General features: G+C 58.8%; 19 protein-coding genes. 11 read left to right on the top strand and 8 right to left on the bottom strand.

The window, feature by feature from the left end:
* The first annotated feature begins 3 nt into the window (after nucleotides 1–3).
* Entirely contained in the window at nucleotides 4–570 is a 567-nt protein-coding gene (locus tag EDC38_RS14705) for a PIN domain-containing protein (protein ID WP_123639313.1), read from the top strand.
* Here EDC38_RS14705 and EDC38_RS14700 read toward each other — a convergent pair.
* On the bottom strand, nucleotides 554–1,573 hold the full coding sequence (locus EDC38_RS14700) for a Gfo/Idh/MocA family protein (protein WP_123639312.1): 1,020 nt from the start codon (nucleotides 1,571–1,573) through the stop codon (nucleotides 554–556). The genes EDC38_RS14705 and EDC38_RS14700 overlap by 17 nt on opposite strands.
* A gap of 115 nt (nucleotides 1,574–1,688) precedes the next feature.
* Here EDC38_RS14700 and EDC38_RS14695 point away from each other — a divergent pair, with 115 nt between their 5' ends.
* The 3 genes from EDC38_RS14695 (at nucleotide 1,689) to EDC38_RS14685 (ending at nucleotide 3,125) form a co-directional block, all read left to right on the top strand.
* Complete coding sequence (locus EDC38_RS14695) at nucleotides 1,689–1,970, top strand: peptidylprolyl isomerase (RefSeq protein ID WP_123639311.1); 282 nt, start codon at nucleotides 1,689–1,691, stop codon at nucleotides 1,968–1,970.
* Nucleotides 1,971–2,209: 239 nt separating this feature from the next.
* Complete coding sequence (locus EDC38_RS14690; RefSeq protein WP_123639310.1) at nucleotides 2,210–2,806, top strand: hypothetical protein; 597 nt, start codon at nucleotides 2,210–2,212, stop codon at nucleotides 2,804–2,806.
* A 1-nt stretch (nucleotide 2,807) separates the two neighbouring features.
* Nucleotides 2,808–3,125 (top strand): winged helix-turn-helix domain-containing protein, encoded by a 318-nt coding sequence (locus tag EDC38_RS14685; RefSeq protein ID WP_123639309.1) that lies wholly within the window; start codon nucleotides 2,808–2,810, stop codon nucleotides 3,123–3,125.
* Between the two features lie 79 nt (nucleotides 3,126–3,204).
* On the opposite strand, the gene EDC38_RS14680 is transcribed toward EDC38_RS14685, so the two are convergent.
* Complete coding sequence (locus tag EDC38_RS14680) at nucleotides 3,205–3,681, bottom strand: methylated-DNA--[protein]-cysteine S-methyltransferase (protein WP_123639308.1); 477 nt, start codon at nucleotides 3,679–3,681, stop codon at nucleotides 3,205–3,207.
* Nucleotides 3,678–5,063, bottom strand: coding sequence for an AlkA N-terminal domain-containing protein (locus tag EDC38_RS14675; protein ID WP_123639307.1), 1,386 nt, complete (start codon nucleotides 5,061–5,063; stop codon nucleotides 3,678–3,680). Before EDC38_RS14675 ends, EDC38_RS14680 begins: the two co-directional genes overlap by 4 nt.
* Before the next feature lie 237 nt (nucleotides 5,064–5,300).
* Between EDC38_RS14675 and EDC38_RS14670 the strand changes: the two genes are divergently transcribed.
* A complete protein-coding gene (locus EDC38_RS14670; protein WP_123639306.1) occupies nucleotides 5,301–5,900 on the top strand; it encodes a lysozyme family protein in 600 nt (199 codons plus the stop codon).
* 13 nt (nucleotides 5,901–5,913) lie between these two features.
* Nucleotides 5,914–6,678, top strand: a complete 765-nt coding sequence (locus EDC38_RS14665; RefSeq protein ID WP_123639305.1) for a hypothetical protein — start codon at nucleotides 5,914–5,916, stop codon at nucleotides 6,676–6,678.
* 145 nt (nucleotides 6,679–6,823) lie between these two features.
* Here the strand turns inward: EDC38_RS14665 and EDC38_RS14660 are convergent, their stop codons facing one another.
* Nucleotides 6,824–8,530, bottom strand: coding sequence for a hypothetical protein (locus EDC38_RS14660; RefSeq protein ID WP_246004458.1), 1,707 nt, complete (start codon nucleotides 8,528–8,530; stop codon nucleotides 6,824–6,826).
* Between the two features lie 526 nt (nucleotides 8,531–9,056).
* Here EDC38_RS14660 and EDC38_RS14655 point away from each other — a divergent pair.
* Nucleotides 9,057–11,588 carry a TonB-dependent receptor gene (locus EDC38_RS14655; protein WP_123639304.1) on the top strand — a complete coding sequence of 844 codons (2,532 nt, stop codon included), beginning with the start codon at nucleotides 9,057–9,059 and terminating at the stop codon, nucleotides 11,586–11,588.
* Between the two features lie 275 nt (nucleotides 11,589–11,863).
* On the opposite strand, the gene gcvH is transcribed toward EDC38_RS14655, so the two are convergent.
* The 4 genes from gcvH to EDC38_RS14635 all read right to left on the bottom strand — a co-directional run bounded on the left by gcvH (nucleotide 11,864) and on the right by EDC38_RS14635 (nucleotide 16,355).
* Entirely contained in the window at nucleotides 11,864–12,259 is a 396-nt protein-coding gene (gene gcvH / locus EDC38_RS14650; protein ID WP_123639303.1) for a glycine cleavage system protein GcvH, read from the bottom strand.
* A 32-nt stretch (nucleotides 12,260–12,291) separates the two neighbouring features.
* On the bottom strand, nucleotides 12,292–13,395 hold the full coding sequence (gene gcvT, locus EDC38_RS14645) for a glycine cleavage system aminomethyltransferase GcvT (protein ID WP_123639302.1): 1,104 nt from the start codon (nucleotides 13,393–13,395) through the stop codon (nucleotides 12,292–12,294).
* A gap of 116 nt (nucleotides 13,396–13,511) precedes the next feature.
* Nucleotides 13,512–15,215 (bottom strand): ABC transporter permease, encoded by a 1,704-nt coding sequence (locus EDC38_RS14640; RefSeq protein ID WP_211331155.1) that lies wholly within the window; start codon nucleotides 15,213–15,215, stop codon nucleotides 13,512–13,514.
* A 90-nt stretch (nucleotides 15,216–15,305) separates the two neighbouring features.
* Nucleotides 15,306–16,355 carry a Fe(3+) ABC transporter substrate-binding protein gene (locus tag EDC38_RS14635; RefSeq protein WP_123639301.1) on the bottom strand — a complete coding sequence of 350 codons (1,050 nt, stop codon included), beginning with the start codon at nucleotides 16,353–16,355 and terminating at the stop codon, nucleotides 15,306–15,308.
* A 222-nt stretch (nucleotides 16,356–16,577) separates the two neighbouring features.
* On the opposite strand from EDC38_RS14635, the gene EDC38_RS14630 reads away from it, so the two are divergent.
* From EDC38_RS14630 to EDC38_RS14615, 4 genes are read left to right on the top strand one after another with little or no spacing between them, the layout of a single operon-like run.
* Complete coding sequence (locus EDC38_RS14630; RefSeq protein ID WP_123639300.1) at nucleotides 16,578–18,782, top strand: AsmA family protein; 2,205 nt, start codon at nucleotides 16,578–16,580, stop codon at nucleotides 18,780–18,782.
* 49 nt (nucleotides 18,783–18,831) lie between these two features.
* Nucleotides 18,832–19,905, top strand: a complete 1,074-nt coding sequence (gene mutY / locus EDC38_RS14625; protein ID WP_123639299.1) for an A/G-specific adenine glycosylase — start codon at nucleotides 18,832–18,834, stop codon at nucleotides 19,903–19,905.
* Between the two features lie 18 nt (nucleotides 19,906–19,923).
* Complete coding sequence (locus EDC38_RS14620) at nucleotides 19,924–21,795, top strand: glycoside hydrolase family 2 protein (RefSeq protein ID WP_211331154.1); 1,872 nt, start codon at nucleotides 19,924–19,926, stop codon at nucleotides 21,793–21,795.
* Nucleotides 21,796–21,832: 37 nt separating this feature from the next.
* Nucleotides 21,833–22,120: an oxidative damage protection protein gene (locus EDC38_RS14615; protein WP_024462030.1), complete on the top strand. Its 288-nt coding sequence runs from the start codon at nucleotides 21,833–21,835 to the stop codon at nucleotides 22,118–22,120.
* The last annotated feature ends 12 nt before the right edge of the window (nucleotides 22,121–22,132 follow it).

Genomic DNA, 22,132 nt, shown 5'->3' with positions numbered 1-22,132 from the left:
CCGATGAGCAAATTCACGGTAATCTATGATGCCTGTGTGCTGTATCCCGCTCCTTTGCGGGATACGTTGATGCGATTGGCCCTGACTGATCTTTTCAAAGCACAATGGACGGACCATATTCATGAAGAGTGGATTAATGCAGTGCTGCGTCAGGGCAAGCACACCAGAGAGAAGCTCGAACGGGTCAGAACCCTGATGGATAGAAATGCCAGGGATGCAAAAGTGATGGGCTACGAACCGATAATTGAAAGCCTTGATCTGCCAGACCAGAACGATCGGCATGTGCTCGCGGCAGCTATTTGTTGCAGAGCCGATGCTGTCGTTACGTTCAATCTTAAAGATTTTCCCGAGGAAGTGCTGAGTTACTATGGTATCGAAGCTATCCACCCGGATGACTTTATTTACTACCAGCTCGATATGGCGCCTTCTATCTGTTGTAATGCCATTCGCGCCCAGCGCCTCTCACTAAAAAATCCCGAAGTCAGTATCGATGCCTTTCTGGCAACACTTCAAAAACAACAGCTGCCGCAGACGGTGTCCAAGCTCCGAGAGTTTATTGAGTTCCTTTAGTGTACCCCGTCTTTTCAAACTCATACTGCAGAGGCAGCTGCCGCCGTATTTCGTCCATGATCGCCATAATGTCTACCGTTTCTGCCACGGGAATCACCGGGCTTTCTCTCAGGTCGGCGCGCAGGCAGCGGGCGGCTTCCCGGACCTGAAATATAAAGCCGTTGTCCGCGTTTTCCGTGCGGATGGTCTCTTCGCGGTCGATGGTTCGATCCTTCAAATACTTGACGGTAAAGGCGTCGCTCTGCTGAAACTCCGGGTAGTCAATATAGCCCTTGTCACCAAAGAACAGCGCTTCCTGACGCATCAACAGATTGAAACTGGTGTTTACCGTGGCAATGCAGCCCGAGGGGAAAACGAACTGGTAGGAGGCGATTTCGTCGACGCCGGTGTCGCTGAACCGGGCGGTGGCGTGAATGCTGGCGGGCCGTTCGCCCAGCACGTAGCAGAGCATACTGATCGGGTAGATGCCCATATCCAGAGTGACGCCACCGGCCAGTGCCGGATCAAACAGTCGTCCCCGGTAATGCTCCGGGGCAATGCCACCGAAATTGATCGTGGCGACTTTCACTTCGCCAATGGTGTGGTTCCTGATGGCCTCACGCAGCGCTTTCATACTGGGCAAAAACCGGGTCCAGATAGCCTCCATCAGGAAACAGCTCTTGGCCTCGGCGGCATCTTTCAGGCGACGGGCCTGCTCGGCGTTGACGGTAAAGGGCTTTTCGATCACCAGATGTTTGCCGTGCTCCAGCGCCATGAGCGCGTTGTCCGCGTGGAAGTTGTGCGTCGTGGCAATATAGATGACGTCAACATCTTCGCGCTCCACCAGCGACTCATAGGTGTCGGCCTCGATGGCATACTCGCGGGCGAACGCTTCGGCTTTTTCCGGGGATTTGGAGGCAACGGAGATCAGCGCGTTGTCCGCCTCCAACTGAATGGCATCGGCCATTTTATGAGCGATGACACCCGCGCCGATAATACTCCAGCGAATCGTCTTGTCTGACACAATAAGTTCTCCTGTTGATGAGCGCTCTCACGGTAACCCATTGCGGGCTGGATCTGAACCGGGATACCGATTATCGTATGCCCTCAATGTTCACCCATGACAAAGAGATACGATTATGCCTCAAGCAGCCGCACGTCACATCCTGGTCGACAGCGAAGCCACCTGTAATGAATTGAAAGCCAAAATCGAAGCCGGTGAGGATTTTGCCAAACTGGCGCAGGATCACTCCAAGTGCCCCTCGGGCCGCAATGGGGGTGACCTGGGCACCTTTGGTCCGGGCCAAATGGTACCGGAGTTCGACAAGGTGGTTTTCAGCGCGCCGGTCAACGAAGTGCAGGGCCCGGTAAAGACCCAATTCGGTTACCACCTGCTGGAAGTCACTCAGCGCCAGGACTGAGCCTGATCGAATCGTCAGCGGCACCCATGGGGTGCCGCTTCCCTCGCTATCCCTTCTGAACGCGTCCGAGCCCTGACCGCAATCGTCCAAACCGGACACCAAATTTCATTTGACTGAGCATCCAAAACAAAGTACTTTGTAAAACAAAGCATGGATGTACTCAGTGCCTCCTGAGAAGTGGGCTTTACGTCAGAGCGCTGAAAGATGCTTTTATTCTTTTGGTTAACAAGGAGAGCGAGATGACTGAACGTGCACAAAGCGACCTGGCTTACATTCGGGAGCTGATGAGCGAAACCCGCCGGGCGGCCTGTATCAGTGGCGGCTATTTCATAGTTTGGGGCGTCGTGGTAAGCGCGGGGCTCCTGCTGACCTGGTTACAGGTGGTCGGTGTTCTACCCTATGCACCCTACGCGACCTGGGTGCCCTGCATGATCCTGGGCATGCTCGGGAATGTCATTCTGGTGCGCCGGGATAGGCGCGAACCGGTGCAGAGCTACGCGGGACGGTTAGTTGGCATGGTCTGGGTAGCGCTGGGTATCACCCAGCTGTTGTTCTTTTTTGTGGGGCTGGGGCAAGGGGCTTTGCCTGGCGCCTATCTTCCTGCCGTATTTGGTGGGCTGATTGCCGTGGGCATCTTTCTTACCGGCATACTGGCGGGGCTTGGCTGGTTGCGAAACATGGCCTTTGGCTGGTGGCTTGGGTCTCTGGCAATGTTTATCTGGCCGGGTGAAACCGCCATTTTATTGATGGGTGTTCTGTTGTTGCTGTTCTACGTGCTACCCGGCGTACTCTTGATTCGGATGCGTCACCACCGGTTGGACGCGGTGGGAGCCTGAGGTGTCGGATTTTGATCATACCCAGATCGACGATCTGATTCACTCGCGCATTCGCTTGGCGGTCATCGCAGTACTGGCCGGTGTGGATAAAGCAGAGTTCACCTTTATCCGCGACCGGGTCAAAACCACTGACGGTAACTTGAGCACTCATTTACGCAAGCTGGAAGGTCGTCGGTACGTGGCAATTGAAAAACGCTTTGACGGCCGCAAACCGGTCACCGAGGTATCTCTGACCGATTCCGGTCGAGAGGCGTTTGAGCGCTATTTAGCTCACCTTGAGTCAATGCTTGGGGCAGCGCAAGGCAGGGGCCAAAGCTGAAGGCGGTATCATCGACCGCCCGCGGCCAGAAGGACGTTGCGCAAGTGGTCGAACCCGTTGTCTGGTTCTGCCGGAAGCGTTACAGAGCGGGTACACCGCGCCGCTCAAGGGCCAATAACCAGGCTTTGCGTTCAACACCGCCGGCATAGCCGGTCAGCTTGCCGTCTTTACCGATAACCCGGTGGCAGGGCACTACAATGGCAATCGGGTTAGCGCCGTTGGCGGCGCCGACGGCCCGGACGGCCTTGAGGCGCTGGATGAGTTTTGCCTGTTCGGCATAGGATCGGGTCTCGCCGTAGGGAATGGTCTGCAGGGCTTGCCAACAGGCCCGCTGGAAGTCGGTTCCCTCGGCGGCCAGCGGCAGCTCGAACGTCCTGCGCTGACCGGCGAAATAGTCGCTCAGTTGTTGGCGGGCGAGTCGGGTCAGGGCGTTGTCTGGCTGGGCGGACGCCGCACCGGCATCGATAAAATCGATGTGGGTGATGGCATCGTCACCGCCGAGAATGCGCACCGTGCCGATCGGTGTGTCCAGCAGGCTTTGGTAACGGGCTGTCATAACAGACTCCACAGATAAACGGTCAGATAACTCTGCCAGGGCGAGGCATCCTCCGGCCGCCATCGGCGGCTTTGTTCCCCCAGCGCTTTTTGCACACCAAGATCGGACCCGAGCCAGACATCGCTGTCGCCCAGGCCTCGCATCCGCGCGTAGTTTACCGTCCAGGGGCCGATGCCGTTGAGCGCGAGCCAATTTTCAGGGGCTGCCGCCCGCGCTGGCTGGCTGTTGAACAGCTCCGCCAGGTCGAGCAGGGTCTGGCGCCGGCGCCCCGGTATTTTCAAGCTCCCGAGATCATGACCGGCCAGCATGGCCGGGCTTGGAAATAGCCGGTACTCCTTGTGTTGGCTGGGTGCCGGCTGGCCAAACTCCGAGACTACTTGGGCGACGAGGTTGCGCGCGGCCGCGACACTGATTTGCTGCCCGAGAATGGCGCGAACGCCGGCTTCAAACGGATCCCATATACCCGGCAGCCGTAAACCCGGCCGCATTGGACCCAGCTGCGCCTGGACCGGCGCCAGGTGAGCGTCGATGGTGCCGCTGTCGGCATCCAGGTCCAGTAGGCGACGAATGGTACGGACCACCGGCAACAGAGCGGTTGGTTGGCTCAGTTCCAGGCTGACCTCGAAGCCAAAGCGCTCGGGCCGGTGCCGGGCGGTAAAACGACCACTGTGCCCGTTGGCCAAGCGAAAGGTCCGGCCGTAGTAGTTATCTCCGCACCACTCCAGGGTATCGATCAGGCGGGTTTTGAGAAAGTCGCGCAGCGCTGGCCAGTCGTAGGGTGGCCGGTAACTGAGCAAGAGGCGGATGCCGGGCTCCGGGTGCTGGCTGTGAGCTTGGCGTCGCAGGGCACTGGGTGTCAGTCGCAGCGCGCTGGCAAAACAGTCATTGAAGCGGCGCACGCTGCCGAAGCCCGAGGCCAGGGCGATTTCAGTAACCGGCAGCCGGGTCTGTTGCAGCAGGCTCTTCGCGAACAGCACCTGTTGATAGAGGCCGTACTGCTTCGGGCTGGTGCCAACGTTTTGCTGAAACAGTCGGCCGAGGTAACGGCTGCTGATGCCGAGCCGGTCGGCGAGGTCAGTCACGCTGCCCGTCAGCAGGGCGCCATCATCAATCAACCTTAGCGCCCGCTCCAGGGTGGTGTCGGTACCTTTCCAGGCCCAGGAGGTCGGGGCGCTGTCGGGCCGGCAACGCAGGCAGGGGCGAAACCCGGCGTTGGCGGCAGCAATGGCGCTGTCGAAATAGAGAACGTTCCGCTCTTTCGGCGCTGGGGCCGGGCAAATCGGGCGACAGTAGATGCCGGTGGTTTTCACCGCAACAAAAAACCGGCCATCGAAACGATGGTCGCGAGCCAGTCGGGCTTGTCGGTAGTGGCTGTTGGTCACGGTGCCGTCCCCCAGATCAATGAGGACAGTGTACCCCGGAACCGGGGAAAAGCTGGCCGGAAACGGAACTCAATTTGAGGTTAGCCGACAGGCCAATTGACGCCTGAATCTCTTCGGAATACTTGATTGGTCGGATATACTAGGTGCGCCTATTCGATAACGACTTTTTATGCTTGAACGTATCGATGAGCATGGAAAGGGATTAATGACTACGGATTACCCAAAGGAGCACGCTGCATGGCAACGGAAAAGGAAAAAGCAATACTGCGCAAGAACCTGGAAAAGTACGAAGGGAAAGTGTCACATATGTACCTGGACTCTAAAGGCTTTGTTACGGTAGGAATCGGACACCTTTTGAGTACAGTGGCGTCCGCTCAGCTTCTAGCCTTCAAAAACAGTAAAAATCTGCCAGCTACCCAAGAAGAAATAAAAGCGGATTACGACAGTGTCAAAAAACAACCCGCCAATCGACTGGCCTCAATGTACAAAAAACATACAAAACTGAGGCTGCCCGACGCTGAAATTGATAAACTGACAAATAAACATATCCAAAGTTTTGAAAGTGAACTGAAAAGAATATATAGCGATTTTGACAGCTTCCCCAGTAAGGCTCGCCTGGCTTTGTTTGACTTGATATTTAATCTCGGAATGACTGAGCTCAATAATAACTGGCCGAACTTCAATGCCGCAGTAAAAGCGAAGGATTGGCAGAAAGCCGCGGACAACTCAAGTCGAAAATCTCCCATATCTGATGCTCGGAATAAATACGTCAAAGACCTCCTGGAAGCGTGTGTGGACGACTCCAAGGAAGCCGCTGGTTCAGGTAATTCAAAGTAATAGGATCACTTCTATGTTTTCTGTCAAAGGCAAAGACATCGCTCCGGCGGTGGTTCTAGCACTTTTTCTATCTTTACTGGTAGGCTGTTCGGCGGGTGGAGTTGAAGAGAAACGCGCATATCCCGTCCTGTGGCACTCTGGTTTCAAGATGCCGGAGCTCTTGTCTGAACACGTGGATGTTGAGCGAAGAGACCAACTATCCGGTCTGCTAAGCAAGAATTGGTATGCTTCGATTGACGTAACCAACACCCGCGGTGAAGGAGAAGAAGCCTTTTCGAATTGCGAGGAGTTCCTTCAAGGTGTCACCCCAGAGACCCGTACTGTGCGTGATCATGAAATGAACGCCTTTGTTGAGTTGGCTGTCATGTGTCGGGCGACGGAACTTCTAAGGGACGCAGACCGGTCTAGTATCTCCTATATTCCAGAGCCAATTCTAACCGACTCTAGTCCGGACAATTTTCCTTCGGATTTGGCATTTGAAACGTCGAAGACGGAGTCCGAAGAGAACCGACGCGACCCGGAAGTTAAGTATTGGAGTGATATCAATGAAATTCGAAACGTGGACGTCATTTCTCCACAGGTTGTAGATTTTTATACTACGGGAGGCTTGCAGCGACTGGAGCTGGTCGGTCGTGGGGATTTTGACGGCGATGGAGTCGAGGATGTCCTTATTTCTTCCCGGGATTCCGTGGATGGAGGAAGTTATCAACATCTTAGGCTTTTTGTCCTTTCAGTTGACGCTGAGGGAGACTGGCGGACAATTAAGAGCTACCAGTGAATTGTTAACTTGCTGGGGACAGTTTTTGCTGCATGCGTACGCTCTTCCCCGGCCCGGGCCCGGTGCAGCACCACACGCTGCCCGGAGGTATCCAGCTGCGTGAGCTAAGACGGATGGGGAGCCACTTCCCTGTGGCGGCTCGGGATCAGTGCACGGCGTTGAGCGCAGGGGCTCGAGTCAATTCGTGCACCAGTACGTTCCCGGGCAGAACGCCGATGCTCGGGCAGGCCTGGGAAGCCGCATCCAGTAGATCTTCCTCGCGCCGCTCCAGGTCGTTGAATTCCCGCATGATGGCACCGTTGCGCGGATCGGGGAGGGTGATTCCGGTGAGGAAGCCCGAAAGAATCGCCTCTTGGCCTGGTTGGGTGTTGTAGTGTAAGTGCGCGAAGTTGGTGCCCGTTTCGATCTGGTGGCAGCCACTACAGGTGTTGACTGCCAACCCCTGCAGAGCCTCATCCTCGTTGCTGGCTCCGGGGTTGCTTGGGGGCGGATTGGCGGGCACGTTCAGTGCACTGGCCGGGGCGTTCCAAAGTTGAGGGGTGGGTGCGCTGCCGGCAAGAAAGTCGTTGTGACCGGCGAAGTTGTCGGGAATGGTGTGGGTGTGGTTGATTAGCTCAATCCAGTTGAGGTTGACATAATCCGCGAGCACCGTGGTGTTGTTATGGGCCATCAGAGGCTCCTGCTTGACCGTGGTTTGCTGGAGCAGCCCGCCACCGTCCGGTAGCCGGAATTCACGCATTTCCCACAGCGGCGATAGTGGCAGGAATTCGTTGGTCCGGACCTGACTGATGGCGCTGCCATTCGGGCTCGACGGGGCAGCGCCGGCGCTGGCAAACACCTCCGTCAAACTCGCCAGATCACTGTTGTAGTTGCTGGAGCCGTCCAGATCAATCCACGCTTGTGCCCACTCTTTGGTGGCCTGACAGCTATTGATCGGCACCCGGTATTCAAGGATCAGGGTTTTGCCCATGGAGTTGCAGTTGCCATCGTGCAGAGAGAACACGAACCGGCCTTCACCCGCATCGCCACCGCCATAGACGGACGAGGGGCCACGGAGGTCGGCCCGGAGTACGATTCCTAGCAACTTGAACGGGCTGTGTTCTGGTTGCAGGGCAGCACCGGAGCCCCCGCTGCGAATCTCCCACTGTTCAATAATGTCCTGATACACATGGGGACGGGCGTTGACGATATGGTTGTTGATGAGCTGGTTGCTGTTCCAGTGGTCAAACATCTTTTTAATGAAGTCCGAAGTGGATGTCTGGCCATTGTTGATCTGTGCCATCAGTTGCCAAAAGGTCCACTCGCCCATCGGGTTGCCATTTGGGGGTTGGTTGGTACTTTCGCAGAACCAGGTCCGGTCTGGGTCGTTGACCACATCCAGTCGGGTGATCATCAGGGATTCGGATGCGTCCACAGAGGTGGCGCGTGCAGGCTTGAACGGCAGGCCCAGCTCCGGTCCGAGCACCGGAAGCTCGATGGGGCGACGAAACTCGATGGCGTCCAGGCTCAACGGCAACACAAACTGCCGAGGCTTTTCGGCCAGGTGCTGCTCGATGATCATATGTTCACCTTTGACAGAAACGGTCTGCACACCGATTGACTCTCGGCCACCGGGAGTGAACAGCGTACGTTTGCGCTCTAGATTGACCTCGGCAAATATACGGTTCGCCTCCACAAACTGCTCGCTGTCAAATTTCGTTGCGGTGGAAAATATGCCATCTTTCGGTTTCTCATCACCGTTCTCTCCCCGGTCGTTAAGGACGATGCGCTCATCTCCCAGCACGATGGCGACCTCGGTGCCGGGTTTCTGGTGAGGGAAACGCGTGGCCACCACCGCCTCGCCTTTGTTCATTGGAATTAACCATAACTCGGTTGGCTTGGGATTCCGGATAGAGTTGTCGTCGGATTTTTGCGCCTGGGTGAAGGCCGAAAAGCCGACTAACGTACAAATGGTGATTGTGACGAATGTGTGAGAGAACGTCCTCTTCATCGTTTGATTCCTCCTGATTGGGCCCCACGGCAGGGATTATTTTGTTGATGGTCCCGTCTCTGATCAGCTTTTACCAGATTCGTAGCCAGGACAAGCCGCCGGGCTTTTCACCCGTCGGCCCATTAAAGTCTTAGGAAGGAACCGGACGATCGTCTAATGCGCGAGACCACTTTTTGTAAAGACGTGAACCGTACCTCAAAAAGCGGAGGACTCTGAGGACAAGTGAAAAAGTCAGACGCCAGGTCCTTGCGTCCTACACGGTAGTGGCGGTGTCAAATTCACACAGTTGTCATTTAGCTGGAACCTTTCTGTCACATATCCCCTTCAAGATATGCGCACAAAGATTATTACGCCAAAATTTTGTGTTGTTTAGTTATAAGGGGATGTTATGAATTTTCGCCAAATGCCATTGGCAATCGCCGTTACGGCCCTATCGGCGGGCAGTACTTCGTTGTCATATGCGCAACAGCCTGTGATACAGGAAGAGCTGGTCGTTACTGGTCAGCGCGAAGCGCGCAACGAAGCCATTGATCTGTACCGCGACTCGGACAGCATTACCAACTTTATTGCCTCAGACGCCATGGGTCAGTTTGTGGACCAGAACGTGGCCGAGTCCCTGCAGCGCCTGCCGGGTGTGTCCATCTCCCGTGACCAGGGCGAAGGTCGCTTTGTCAGCGTGCGCGGTGTGAGTGCGGGGCTGAGTTCGGTGTCCATTAACGGTATGCGCATCGGTACTCCGGAAGACGGCTCCCGCGCGGTGCCGCTGGATGTGATTCCCACCGGCTCCGTTGAGCTGATCGAAATCACCAAGGTGCCCACACCGGATATGCCCGGCGATGCCATTGGCGGTGCGGTGAATGTGAAGTCCGGGTCCGCATTCGACTATGACGGCGACACTTTCCGTTACCGTGCCGAGGGGTCTTACAACGAGCTGAGCGAAAAGACCAGCCCCAAACTGCAGGCCAACTACACCGACGTGGTGAATGCCTTTGGAGGCTCTGAGAATTTCGGTATTTCCCTCGGCGCGAACTTTCTGGACCGCGAGTTCCAGTCAGACAATATTGAAGCCGCCTATTACGAAAACGATGATCTCGGCGAGACTGTCAAGGCCCTGCAGGAAGTCCAGCTGCGTAAGTACTACGTCAACCGCGAGCGTATCGGTGCCAACGTCAACCTGGAATATCGCCCGGATGACACCAGCCGCTACTACATGAATACCGTGTTCAGCCGTTTCAGCGATGCCGAAACCCGTCAGCGTAGCATCTATGTATTTGAAGACGGCACCCTGGCCGATTTCGATGGTAACAGCGGTACCTTTGAAGACATCGCCGAGGACGGCTTCCGTCGACGCATCCGCTTCCGTACCAAAGAGCAGGACACCACGGCCCTGGCCCTGGGCGGTGAGCACATCATGGAATCCATGGAGCTGGATTATCAATTGGGTTACTCGGTGACTCGCGAGAAGGTGCCCGATGAAACCGAGGGCCGATTCGAGTACCAAACGCAAGAACTCGACGGTGAATTCACCATCGGTCAGGGTATTCCGTCCTTCCGTATTCTGAACCAGGGCGCCGAAGATATCAGCCACCTGAATCACGCCGAGTACCTGCTGGATCGCGTGGTACTGGAGCCGAAATTCATCGACGATGACGACCTGAATTTCTCGGCCAACGCTCTGTTCCGTGATGCCTTTGGTCAGCGCAACTTCTCTCTGAAGACCGGTATCGATTTCCGGGCCAAAAGCAAAGATGTCGACGTCAATGAAATCGAGCTGCGCGATGTGCCGGAACTGGGCCTTGAGCCCTACACCATCGGCGCGCCGGACTACCCCTTCGCCAATCTCGGGGAGGGAATCAGTGAATCAATGTTCCTGAGCGATTTCTATGCCGACCGCGATGCATTCCAGATTCGCCCGCAGGATGAGGACGAAGCGCGCGAGTTGCAGCAGGCTGAAGATTTTGTCGCCGATGAAGATGTGCTCGCCGGCTACCTGATGGGCACCTGGCAGGCCGATAACTGGCAGTTGATCGCCGGAGCGCGAGTGGAGTACACCGACTACAGCGCCACGGGCAATCAGTTGGAGTTCGATGAGAACGGCGATCTGTCGATCACCAGTCGTTCTGTGGAGTCCGACTACTCCAATGTACTGCCGGGGCTGCACTACCGTTACAACCTGAGCGACGACATGGTGTTGCGTGCAGCCTGGAGTACCACCATCGCCCGTCCAAGCTTTTCCGATATTTCGCCGCGTTTTTCCATCAACCGGGAAGACCTGGAGATCGATGCCGGAAACCCAGATCTGGACCCCTACCAGTCCACCAACTTTGACATCATGTTTGACTGGTACCGCGATGGTGGTGTGATGTCGGCCGGTATTTTCCACAAGGATATCGACGATTACATTGCCGAGTTCACCACCACCAACAATGCCCAGTTTGCCGGTTACGAAGTGACCACGCCGGTCAATGGCACTGACGCCTCGGTGACCGGGGTGGAGTTCAATCTGGAAGAACAACTGGGTGCGTTTCTGGTCGGCGGTAACCTGACTTTCCTGGATACCGAGTTGTCGCTGGAGCAGCGGGACGGGGAAACCTTTGCCCTGCCCGAGTCGGCCGAGCAGTCCGGTAACCTGTATGTGGGCTACGAGATGGGTCGCTTCAGTACGCGCCTGAGTATTTCTCACCGTGATGAGTATCTGAGTGAGGTGGGTGACAGTCAGGCGTTTGATATTTATGTGGCGCCGCACACCCAGGTGGACCTGACGGCGTCGTATCGCCTGGCGGAAAGTCTGGACCTGGTGTTTGAGTTGGTGAATATCAATGACGAACCGCTGGAGTTGTATCAGGGGTCTGAGGGTTACACCTACCAGTTGGAAGAGTACGGTCGGACCGCGTCGTTTGGGGTTAAGGGGAGTTTTTAGTCCGGGGGAAAGTGGTCGGGTTGGGTAACGGCGGATGCGGGCTTAATACCGCTGCGCTCGGCCCCTACGCGACCTGCCGTGGTGGATCGGTCCGACGCCTCGGAGCGAAGCGCATCCGCCGCAAACCCACCCACAACCGTGCGGACACCCAAAAAACTTGCGTAGGGCGGATAAGCGCAAAGCGCGCATCCGCCGTAACTGAACCCAACGCCCTACCAAACAAAAAACGGCACCCTCGGGCGCCGTTTTTTTATGCATGCTTCGCAGGCTGAGTCTTAAGCCCCTTCACTCTCCACCGCATTCCGATACCCATCGGCATCCAGCGCATCGTCCAGCTCCGCCGTATCGGTCGGCTGCACGCGGAAGAACCAACCATCATCGTAGGGCGAGCCGTTCACGGTTTCCGGTGAATCTTCCAACGCGTCGTTGATGGCGATCACTTCGCCACTGACCGGCGAGTAAATGTCCGAGGCGGCCTTCACCGATTCCACCACGCCGGCTTCCTCGCCCTTGCTGACGGTGCTGCCCACTTCCGGCAGTTCCACAAACACCACATCACCCAGGCTGTCCTGGGCGTGATCGCTGATGCCGATGGTGACGGTGCCATCTTCTTCCAGCCGCGCCCACTCGTGGCTGGGCAGGTATTTCAGTTCATTGCGAATCTCGCTCATGGCTCGCTTTCCTGTGGTCAGTTGAATAAAAATTAAATGAGGGCTTTGCCGTTGCGGACAAACGCCGGTTTGGTGACCGACACGGTCACCCACTTGCCGCGCAGTTCCACTTCGCACTGCTCGCCCACCTCGATGGGCGCCCGGGCCAGGGCAATGCTGTGGCCCAGGGTCGGGGAGAAACTGCCGCTGGTGATGACGCCTTCGCGCTCACTTCCGGAAACGCGGACCCGCTGACCGGCACGCAGTACACCGCGCGCGGTCATACTCAGGCCCACCAACTTGTCCTGCACACCGGCCGCCTTCTGGTCGGTCAGCGCCTGACGGCCGACAAAGTCCCGCTGCTCCGGTACCCAGGCGATGGTCCAGCCCATATTGGCCACCAGCGGCGAGGTCTGCTCATCCATTTCGTGACCGTACAGGTTCATGCCCGCTTCCAGGCGCAGGGTGTCCCGCGCGCCCAGACCGCAGGGCGCTACCCCGGCCTCAGCCAGGGCTTTCCATAAGGCTTCCGCCCGCTCGCCGGGCAACACGATTTCCAGTCCGTCTTCACCGGTATAGCCGGTTCGGCCGATAAACCAGTCGTCCGCCTCATACGCCTGAAAGATGCTCAGTTGTTCAATGCCTTCGGCGTACTGGGGCAACACTTGAGTCACCCGGGCAATCGCCTCGGGGCCCTGCACCGCAATCATCGCCAGGTGAGGGCGCTCATCGATTTCGACATCGTAATCCTGACCGACCTCGCGCATCCAGGCCAGATCTTTCTCCCGGGTGGCACAGTTCACCACCAGGCGGTAGTGACCCTCGCGCAGGAAGTGTCCCTCCCGATTGTAGGCAATCAGGTCATCGACCACGCAACCCTCGTGATTGAGCATACCGCTGTACAGGGCCTTGCCGGGCTTGCCGTCGAGCTTGGCCACATCGTTGGCCAGCAGGTACTGCAGGTAGGGTTTGGCGTGGGTGCCGCAGACGTCCACCACGGTCATGTGGGACACATCGAACATGCCGGCGGCCCGCCGCACCTGGTGGTGCTCTTCCATTTGCGAGCCGTAGTTCAGCGGCATGTCCCAGCCGCCGAAATCAACGATTTTCCCACCCATGGCGACATGGGTGTCATACAAAGGGGTGCGGTTGCCCATAGTGTGCTGGTCCAGAACGTGGGATCGGGCGGAAGCCGTAGCTCCCGTAAGACCGGTAAAAGGCCGCTATTTTAGCGGCCCGGGGGCGTTTTAACCAGTGGTGACTCGTTGGCCGGTCAGGGTTTCGGGCCGGAACCGGAGCTGAGGGTGGTGGCGGTGCGCGCTGGCAGCCGACTCTGGCGGATCATCAACATCACGGGCGCGATACTCAGGATTACCAGGGTCAGGGCCGGCAGGGCGGCCCGGCGCCACTGGCCCTCGCCGGTGAGCTCGTAAATGCGCACCGCCAGGGTGTCCCAACCGAAGGGGCGCAACAGTAGGGTGGCGGGCATCTCTTTCATGGTGTCCACCAGAACCAGCAGCGCCGCGGTCAGTAATCCGGGCGTCAGCAGAGGCAGGTACACCCGCAGCAATACCCGCCACTGATTGGCGCCCAGGCTGTGGGCGGCCTCCTGGTAACTGGGGCGAATGCGCTCCAGGCTCGACTGCACCGGGCCAAACGCCACCGAGAAAAAGCGGATGGCGTAGGCGAGAATGAGTGCCAGCAGGGTGCCCACCAACAATTGTTGGGTCTCCAGGCCCAGCAATGCCTGGACGCGGTTGATGATTTCCCGGTCGATGAACGCAAAACCGATCATGATGCCCACCGCGAGCACCGAGCCGGGCAGGGCGTAGCCCAGACTGGCCAGGCGCACCGCGCCACTGACCTGATGCTTGCCCAGCAGGCGCTGGCCGTAGGCCACCAGCAACGCGAGCAGAGTGGTGGCCAGCGCTGCGACACCGCCGAGAATGAAGGTGTGGCGAATCAGGCTCCAGTAGCGGCTGTCCAGGGCGGCGGCGCCTTCGGCCCAGGTCCACAGGGCCAGCTGGCCAATGGGGATGGCAAAGGCCACCACAAACACCGTGATGCAGTAGCCGCTGGCCAGCCAGGCCTGGACGCCCTTGAGAGGGTAGCGCTGGGTTTCCCGGCGCGGAGTCTGGTGGAAGCGGCTGCGGCCCCGGCCCTTCTGTTCGGCGAATAACGCCAGGGCGACAAACAGTAACAGGAGCGAGGCGAGCTGGGCGGCGGCGGTCAGGTTGAAAAAACCAAACCAGGACTTGTAGATGGCGGTGGTGAAGGTGTCGTAATTGAACACTGCCACCGCGCCAAAATCCGCCAGAGTCTCCATCAGCGCCAGGGAAATACCCACCGCAATGGCTGGTCGGGCCATGGGCAGGGCGACCCGCCAGAAGGCACCCCAGGGGCCTTCGCCAAGCAGCCGGGCGGCGTCGGTCAAGCCGCGGCCCTGAGCGATAAAGGCACTGCGGGCGAGCATGTAGACATAGGGGTAGAGAACGCAGGTCATGATGAACACGACCCCGAGCGGGCCCCGGACCGGCAGGAAGGCGACGTCCGGGCCGAGCCAGGCGCGCCAGAGGCTCTGAATGGGCCCGGCGTAATCGGTAATCGCCAGGAACACAAAGGCGACCACGTAAGTGGGTACCGCCAAAGGCAGCATCAGCGCCCAGTCCAGCCAGCGTCGGCCGGGAAAGTCACAGACCGCCACCAGCCAGGCGAGACTGACGCCGAGCAGGAGCGTCCAGAGTCCGACCCCCACCACCAGAATCAGGGTGTTTTCCAGTAGCCGCCCGAGCTGGGTCTGAATCAGGTGCTGCCAGATATCCGTCTGCGCATCCCCCCAGCTCAGGACGATCACACTCACCGGCATCAGCACCAGTACCGCCATGAACCAGACGGGCAGGTGCCACAGGCGGGCCTGCCAGTAATGGCGGCGGCGTTCGCGCTGAATCACGCTGTGAGTCATGGCTGGATTGGTCAATCGAGGACCCTGAAGCACGGGTTTAAAAACAACAACGGGAGCCGGCCCGGTCAGGCCGACTCCCGATACGACGGTACCTGCGGGTACCGATTACCGATAGCCGGCGCGATCCATCAACTTGATGGCATCGCTCTGAAGGCGACCGGCGGATTCTACATTGACCGAGTCCGCTTTGAAATCGCCCCAGGCGGCGACGAAGTCAGAGGGCTCGACGCTACCGTTGGCGGGGTACTCCTGATTGGCCTCGGCAAATTGCTCCTGGGCTTCCGGGCTGGACAGCCACTCGAGCAGGGCCTGAGCCGCTTCGGGCTGTTTGGCGTGCTTGGTCAGGCCGGCGCCGGAGACGTTGACGTGCACCCCGCGACCGTCCTGGTTGGGCCAGAAGATGGCCAGTTTCACCTCCGGATTATCTTTCTGAAGGCGGCCGAAGTAATAGGTGTTGACCAGGGTGACATCACACTGACCCGCCAGCACCGCTTCCATGGCCGAGGTGTCGTTGGAGTGCGGAGCGGTGGCCAGGTTGTTCACCCAGCCGGAAACGATCTCTTCCGTCGTCTCTTCTCCCAGGGTGTTGATCATGGTGGCGACCAGAGACTGGTTGTATACCTTCTTGGCGGTTCGCAGGCACAGGCGGCCCTGCCATTGATCATCGGCCAGCGCCTCGTAGGTGCTCAGCTCGCTGGGGTCAACCCGCTCGGTGGAGTAGACGATGGTGCGGGCACGCACCGACAGGCCGAACCAGTCGTTGTTGTCCGCCTGCAGATGGTCGGGAATATTGCGCTCCAGCACCTCTGACTCAACCGGCTGGAACAGGCCTTCCTGGGAGGCCTGCCAGAGGTTGCCCGCATCCACGGTCAGCAGCAGGTCCGCCGGGGTATTGCTGCCTTCGGCCTTCAGCCGCTGGATCAAGGCACCGGCGCTGTCGGTAATGAAGCGGACCTTCACGCCGGTTTCCTCGGTGTAGCGCTCGAAAATCGGCTGGATCAGGTGTTCGGCGCGGGCCGAATACACCGTGACGGTGGGTTTGGCCTCGGTCTGCTCGGCCTGGCCTTGGTCGCCGGAGTCGCTGCAGGCCGCCAAGAGCAGGCCGGTGGTTCCAGCCAGCAGGCCGCCAATCAAAGTGCGGGTCAGTTGTTTCATAAAGAAGCCACCTAATGTGCAGAGAATGCTGATATACAAACAGGAAGTGTAACGCTGCATAAGATGATAAGTATTCTTATTTACAGAAGCAAACGCTTTCTTAACGTTTTTATACCGCGGTTGCGACGTTGAGACGTCTACACTTGGGCTGATTTCGCTTTGGGCTTACACTGAGCCCTTTTCCATCACAATTTCCGCCATAGTGCGACAGGGGAGTGCCGGGTGAAACTGTTAAGACGTCTGTTCAAGGTTCTGGTAGCGCTGGTGCTGTTGATTGTGATCGCCGCAGTCGCATTGGTGTTTGTGTTCGACCCCAACATGTTCAAACCACGCCTCGAGAGCCTGGCCCAGGAGCAGGGGGTTGCGCTGGAGATCAACGGCAATCTGGGCTGGCAGTTATGGCCCGCCCTGGGGGTGGAGGTCAACGATATCCGGGTCGCCGCGGTGAGCGCGCCGGATGACGCCATTGCGGAGCTCAACCAGGCCAGCCTGCGCCTGGCCATTCGCCCGCTGTTGCAGGGCGAAGTGTCGGTGCACCACATTCTCATTGATGGTGCGGCGCTGGACCTGATAGTGGACGAGCAGGGGCAGGGCAATTGGGAAGCGCTTCTGCCGGAGGAGAGTACTCCGGAGCAGCCCGCGCCGGAACCCGCAACCGCCAGTGAAGCCGAGTCCGGCAAGGCGCTGCAACTGGCTGTGGAGCAGATCACCCTGAGCAATGCCTCACTGCACTATCGCGACCTCGGGACCGGGCAGGACCTCACCCTCTCGCCGCTGAACGTGGGCATTACCGGCTTCAACCTGCAGGGCCAGCCGTTCAATCTCGCCCTGGGCTGGGAAGCGTCCATTGAAGACCCGGCCACGCTCGGCAATGAACCACTGGCGGTGGCGGGAGAACTGGATGGGCGGATCACTCTGGCGCAGGACTTTTCTCATTTGGAGCTGAGCAACGGCCGTTTGCGGGTCGAGTTGGCTCGGGCCGGCGCCTCCGACGATATTCGCCTGACCATCAACGCCCGCGTGGATGAGCTGCTGACCAGTCCGCGTTATCAGAGCGACCTGACCCTGGAGCCGTTCAGCCCGAAGGCGCTGATGGCGGTACTGTCCTTACCAGCGCCAGAACTGGCGGACCCGGAGGCTCTGTCCCGGGTTGCGGTGAGCGCCCGGGTCGAAGGCACCACCGAGCAGGTATCGGTCGATCCGCTGCGCCTGGAATTGGATGAAACCACCATTGAAGGGCGGGCGGCGATCACCGATCTGTCGCAAATGGCTCTGAACGTCGCACTGACGGGCGACCGGATCAATATCGACCATTACCTGCCGCCTCCGTCCGAGGAAGCGGTGGAGGAAGAAACCGGGAGCACCGGAGACGAGCCCCTGATCCCACTTGAGCTGATCCGCTCACTGGATGTCGCCTTTGGTCTGGATTTCGGCGCCCTGACGGTCAAGGACCTGGAAATGCAGGACCTGAGCGTGCGCCTGCTGGCTCGCGACGGCGTGGTCAATCTGGAACGGGCCACGCTCAACGCCTACCAGGGCCGGCTCGATGCCAATGCCCGCCTGGACGGTACCGGTGAAACAGCAGTGGTGGATCTGGTGGCGGACCTGAGCGGGCTGGAACTCGGCCCTCTTCTGACCGCCCTGGAGTTTGATGAAAAGCTGCAACTGACCGGCGCATTGAACGCCGATGTGGCCGCGGATACCCGGGGCCTGACCCTGAATGAACTCACCTCGGCGTTGGATGCGCAGGCCGCCTTCTCCGGCGCTCAAGTGCGGCTCGCGCCGCTGAACGTCGAGCAGAAGTTCTGCGAAATCGTCAACCGGGTGACGCAGGCGCAAGCCGATCCGCAGAAAGCCTGGGCGGATTACACCGAAATGAAAGCCCTGTCCGGCAAGGTTACCATCCAGGATCAGGTGATTCGTCTGGAATCCCTGCAGGCCGGAGTGGAGCGCCTGACCCTTGGGGCCCAGGGTAAACTGGACATGAAACAGGCGCTGTACGACTTTACCCTGCCCATGCGCCTGGGCAGTGAGGGCACCAGTGAAGGGGGCTGTCAGGTCACCAGCAATTACTGGCTGGACCGGAGCCTGTCGCTGCTGCGCTGCCGGGGTTCACTGGATGACCTCAACCCACTTGGCGACTGTGGGCTCGACAGCGACGGAGTGCAGTCCCTGATCAAGGACTTCGCCGCCTACAAACTCAAAGAGCAGCACGGCGAGCGCATTGAAGCGGAAAAGGCCCGCGCCCAGCAAAAAGTGGACGAGGAGAAAGCCCGCGCCCGGGAGAAGCTCGATGAGGAAAAACGCGAGCTTGAAGACCGGGTACGCGAGCGCCTGCTGGGTGGCGACGATGAAGAGGCGACCGATGAGTCCGGCGAGTCCGAACCGAGTGCGGAAGAGCGGCTGAAAGATCTGTTCCGCCGCTGATGGTCGCGACGGTGTGTGTGGTACCCGACTGAAGTGAAACGAGCCGTAAATGAGTGATACCCCCTTTGCCCGTGCCGTGCTGCGTTGGTTTGATCGTCACGGGCGCAAGCATCTGCCGTGGCAGCAGAACATCAATGCCTACCGGGTCTGGTTGTCGGAGATCATGCTCCAGCAGACCCAGGTGACCACGGTCATTCCCTATTTCGAACGATTCATGGAGCGCTTCCCCACGGTCGAGGCACTGGCTGAGGCCCCCGTAGATGAAGTGCTGCACCTGTGGACCGGACTGGGCTATTACGCCCGGGCACGCAACCTGCACCGCTGCGCCCAGCAGGTGGTGAGCGAGCATGGCGGGGCCTTCCCCCGCAGTGTCGAGGCGCTGAGCGATCTGCCGGGTATTGGCCGGTCCACCGCCGGCGCCATTGCCAGCATTGCTTATGGTGAACACGCGGCGATTCTCGATGGCAACGTCAAACGGGTGCTGGCCCGTCACTATGCGGTACCCGGCTGGCCGGGCCAGACCGCTGTGCAGAATGCCCTCTGGGAGTACGCCGAGGTCAATACGCCAAAACGTCGGGTGGGGGATTACACCCAGGCCATGATGGATCTGGGGGCGACCCTGTGCACCCGCACCCGACCGCAGTGCGACCAGTGCCCGGTGAATGACAGCTGCATCGCCCGGGCCCAGGGTAATCCCACCGATTATCCGGGCAAGAAACCGAAAAAAGACAAACCGGTCAAAGCCGTGCAGTTCCTGATGTTGCGCAACCCTGCGGGAGATATACTGTTGCAGCAGCGCCCACCGCAGGGAATCTGGGGTGGCCTCTGGGGGTTCCCGGAGCTGGCGCGGGAGGAAGACGCCCAGGTTCATGTGCAGGACCACTATGGCGAAGTCGTCGATCGGGAAATCTGGGACAGCTATCGGCACACCTTCAGCCATTATCACCTGGATATCACCCCCGTGCTGTTGCAGCTGGCGCGGGAGCCGGACAGGGTGGGCGAGCGGGCTCAGACCTGGTATCGGCTCGATCGGCCCGAAGCACTGGGGTTGGCCGCGCCGGTCAAAAAGCTGTTACAGCAATTGGCGGAGCTGGACCCGCGCGCCCTGACTGCGGCGGAATAAATACCACAGGAGATTCAGATGAAAACGATAATAATGACCGCCTTGAGCACCCTGCTTGGGCTGACATCGCTGGCGGCATCGGCAACGGAATTTCAGCCCTTTCAGACCTACACTCGCCCGGCCCTGCCGTTGAACGGGGAGTGGAAAATCATCGTCGACCCCTATGAGAACGGCTATTACAACTATCGCTACGAGCCGTTTGACCAGATGGACAATCCGCCGCGCAGTGCCTATTTTCGCGATGCCAAACCGCGCCACTCCGGCGAACTGATCGAATATGACTTTGACGCCTCCGAGAGCCTGACTGTGCCGGGGGACTGGAATACCCAGAAAGAAAAACTGTATTACTACGAAGGCTCCATCTGGTATCGCAAACTGTTCAATGCGCCCGCGACCGAAGGTAAGCAGCGCACGTTTCTGCATTTTGGTGCGGCCAACTATCGCGCCGATGTGTACCTCAATGGCGAAAAGCTCGGGCACCACGTCGGCGGTTTTACCCCGTTCTATTTTGAAACCACCGGCAAGCTGAAACCCCAGGGTAATTCCCTCGTCGTAAAGGTGGATAACAAACGCCAACGTGACGGCGTGCCCACTCTTAACACCGACTGGTGGAACTATGGCGGCATCACCCGCAGTGTGCGCCTGCTGGTGACTCCCGAAGTGTTCGTGCGGGATTACAAAATTCAGCTCAATGACCACAAAACCGGGGAGCTGTCCGGCTATGCGGTGGTCGATGGTGCCGGCGCCGGTCGGGAAGTGCGACTGACGTTACCGCAACTCAATATCGATGTTCGGGCCACCACCAACGCTGAGGGCGTTGCGACCTTTAGCGCTCGAGCCGTGGGGGCTCAACTTTGGTCGCCGGACAGCCCGCGTATGTATCAGGTCATCGTGCGCACGGGCAACGACCGGCTGGATGACGAAGTGGGGCTGCGCACCATTGAAGCTGAGGGCAAACAGTTACTGCTGAACGGCAAGCCGATCTTCCTGCGGGGGATTTCCCTGCACGAGGAATACGCCGTGGACGGCGGTGGTCGCGTCACCTCCGTGGAAGAAGCCCGCAAGCAGCTGCAGTGGGCGCGCGACCTGAATGCCAACTTTGTGCGCCTGGCACACTACCCGCACAACGAACACATTGTCCGTCTGGCCGACCAACTGGGCGTCATGCTCTGGTCGGAAATTCCGGTGTACTGGACCATCAACTGGGACAGTGAAGAAACCTACCAGAATGCCCAGGCGCAACTGGAAGAAATGATCGGACGGGACAAAAACCGCGCCTCGATCATTATCTGGTCACTGGCCAATGAAACGCCCGTGAGTGAGGCGCGCAATCGGTTCCTGACCCGTCTGGCCGACCGGGCCCGTTCCCTGGACAGTAGCCGCTTGATCAGCGCCGCCATGGAAAAGCACTACGACCCCGAGAATCCTGAGCGTGCCATCGTGGAGGATCCCCTGGCGGAGTTGATGGACATTGTCAGCTTCAATCAATACATCGGCTGGTACGATGGATTACACGAAAAAGCCGAGCGGGTCACTTGGCACATACCGTACGACAAGCCGGTGTTTATCAGCGAGTTCGGAGCCGGTGCCAAGCAGGGCCTGCAGGGCGACTCCAACACTCTCTGGACCGAGGCCTATCAGGCCGAGTTGTACCGCAAAACCCTGGCCATGCTCGACAAGATCGATGGTTTTGTCGGTACCTCACCCTGGATTCTGGCGGATTTCCGCTCGCCGCGTCGTACGCTGCCGGGAGTTCAGGACGACTTCAACCGCAAGGGCCTGCTGTCCGAAACCGGTGTCCGCAAGGAGGCCTTTGGCGTGCTCCGCGAATACTATCGCCAGCGCGCTCTGGAGCGGGTCACTGTGGAAAAGGCCGAACAGAGTGAGTAGTATCCCGGCCACATTGAAGGCTTAGGAGGCACGCCGTATGTCCCGCACCGTATTCTGTCGCAAGTACCAACGTGAGCTGGAGGGCCTGGAGCGTCCTCCACTGCCCGGCCCCAAGGGGCAGGACATCTATGACAACATCTCCCGCCAGGCTTGGCAGGAGTGGCTGGCGCATCAGACCATGCTGATCAATGAAAAGCATCTGAATCTGATGGACATGGGTTCGCGTACTTACCTCAGTGAGCAAATGGACAAGTTTCTCTCCGGGGACGACTACGACAAGGCCGAAGGCTACGTCCCACCCAGTGACACCGACGGCGCATCCTGACGGCCGCCCCCG

Origin of the sequence: Marinimicrobium koreense, assembly GCF_003762925.1 — a bacterium.
Lineage (GTDB): Bacteria > Pseudomonadota > Gammaproteobacteria > Pseudomonadales > Cellvibrionaceae > Marinimicrobium > Marinimicrobium koreense.
The sequence above is the reverse complement of the archived record's forward strand: the minus strand, read 5'-3'. Positions and strand labels throughout refer to the sequence as shown.

What these genes read in the sequence shown, in the direction of transcription:
- EDC38_RS14705 (WP_123639313.1), top strand. Translation starts at nt 4, where the DNA reads ATGAGCAAATTCACGGTAATCTATGATGCCTGTGTGCTGTATCCCGCT.
- EDC38_RS14695 (WP_123639311.1), top strand. Translation starts at nt 1,689, where the DNA reads ATGCCTCAAGCAGCCGCACGTCACATCCTGGTCGACAGCGAAGCCACC.
- EDC38_RS14690 (WP_123639310.1), top strand. Translation starts at nt 2,210, where the DNA reads ATGACTGAACGTGCACAAAGCGACCTGGCTTACATTCGGGAGCTGATG.
- EDC38_RS14680 (WP_123639308.1), bottom strand. Translation starts at nt 3,681, where the DNA reads ATGACAGCCCGTTACCAAAGCCTGCTGGACACACCGATCGGCACGGTG.
- EDC38_RS14670 (WP_123639306.1), top strand. Translation starts at nt 5,301, where the DNA reads ATGGCAACGGAAAAGGAAAAAGCAATACTGCGCAAGAACCTGGAAAAG.
- EDC38_RS14665 (WP_123639305.1), top strand. Translation starts at nt 5,914, where the DNA reads ATGTTTTCTGTCAAAGGCAAAGACATCGCTCCGGCGGTGGTTCTAGCA.
- EDC38_RS14660 (WP_246004458.1), bottom strand. Translation starts at nt 8,530, where the DNA reads ATGAACAAAGGCGAGGCGGTGGTGGCCACGCGTTTCCCTCACCAGAAA.
- EDC38_RS14655 (WP_123639304.1), top strand. Translation starts at nt 9,057, where the DNA reads ATGAATTTTCGCCAAATGCCATTGGCAATCGCCGTTACGGCCCTATCG.
- gcvH (WP_123639303.1), bottom strand. Translation starts at nt 12,259, where the DNA reads ATGAGCGAGATTCGCAATGAACTGAAATACCTGCCCAGCCACGAGTGG.
- gcvT (WP_123639302.1), bottom strand. Translation starts at nt 13,395, where the DNA reads ATGGGCAACCGCACCCCTTTGTATGACACCCATGTCGCCATGGGTGGG.
- EDC38_RS14635 (WP_123639301.1), bottom strand. Translation starts at nt 16,355, where the DNA reads ATGAAACAACTGACCCGCACTTTGATTGGCGGCCTGCTGGCTGGAACC.
- mutY (WP_123639299.1), top strand. Translation starts at nt 18,832, where the DNA reads ATGAGTGATACCCCCTTTGCCCGTGCCGTGCTGCGTTGGTTTGATCGT.
- EDC38_RS14620 (WP_211331154.1), top strand. Translation starts at nt 19,924, where the DNA reads ATGAAAACGATAATAATGACCGCCTTGAGCACCCTGCTTGGGCTGACA.
- EDC38_RS14615 (WP_024462030.1), top strand. Translation starts at nt 21,833, where the DNA reads ATGTCCCGCACCGTATTCTGTCGCAAGTACCAACGTGAGCTGGAGGGC.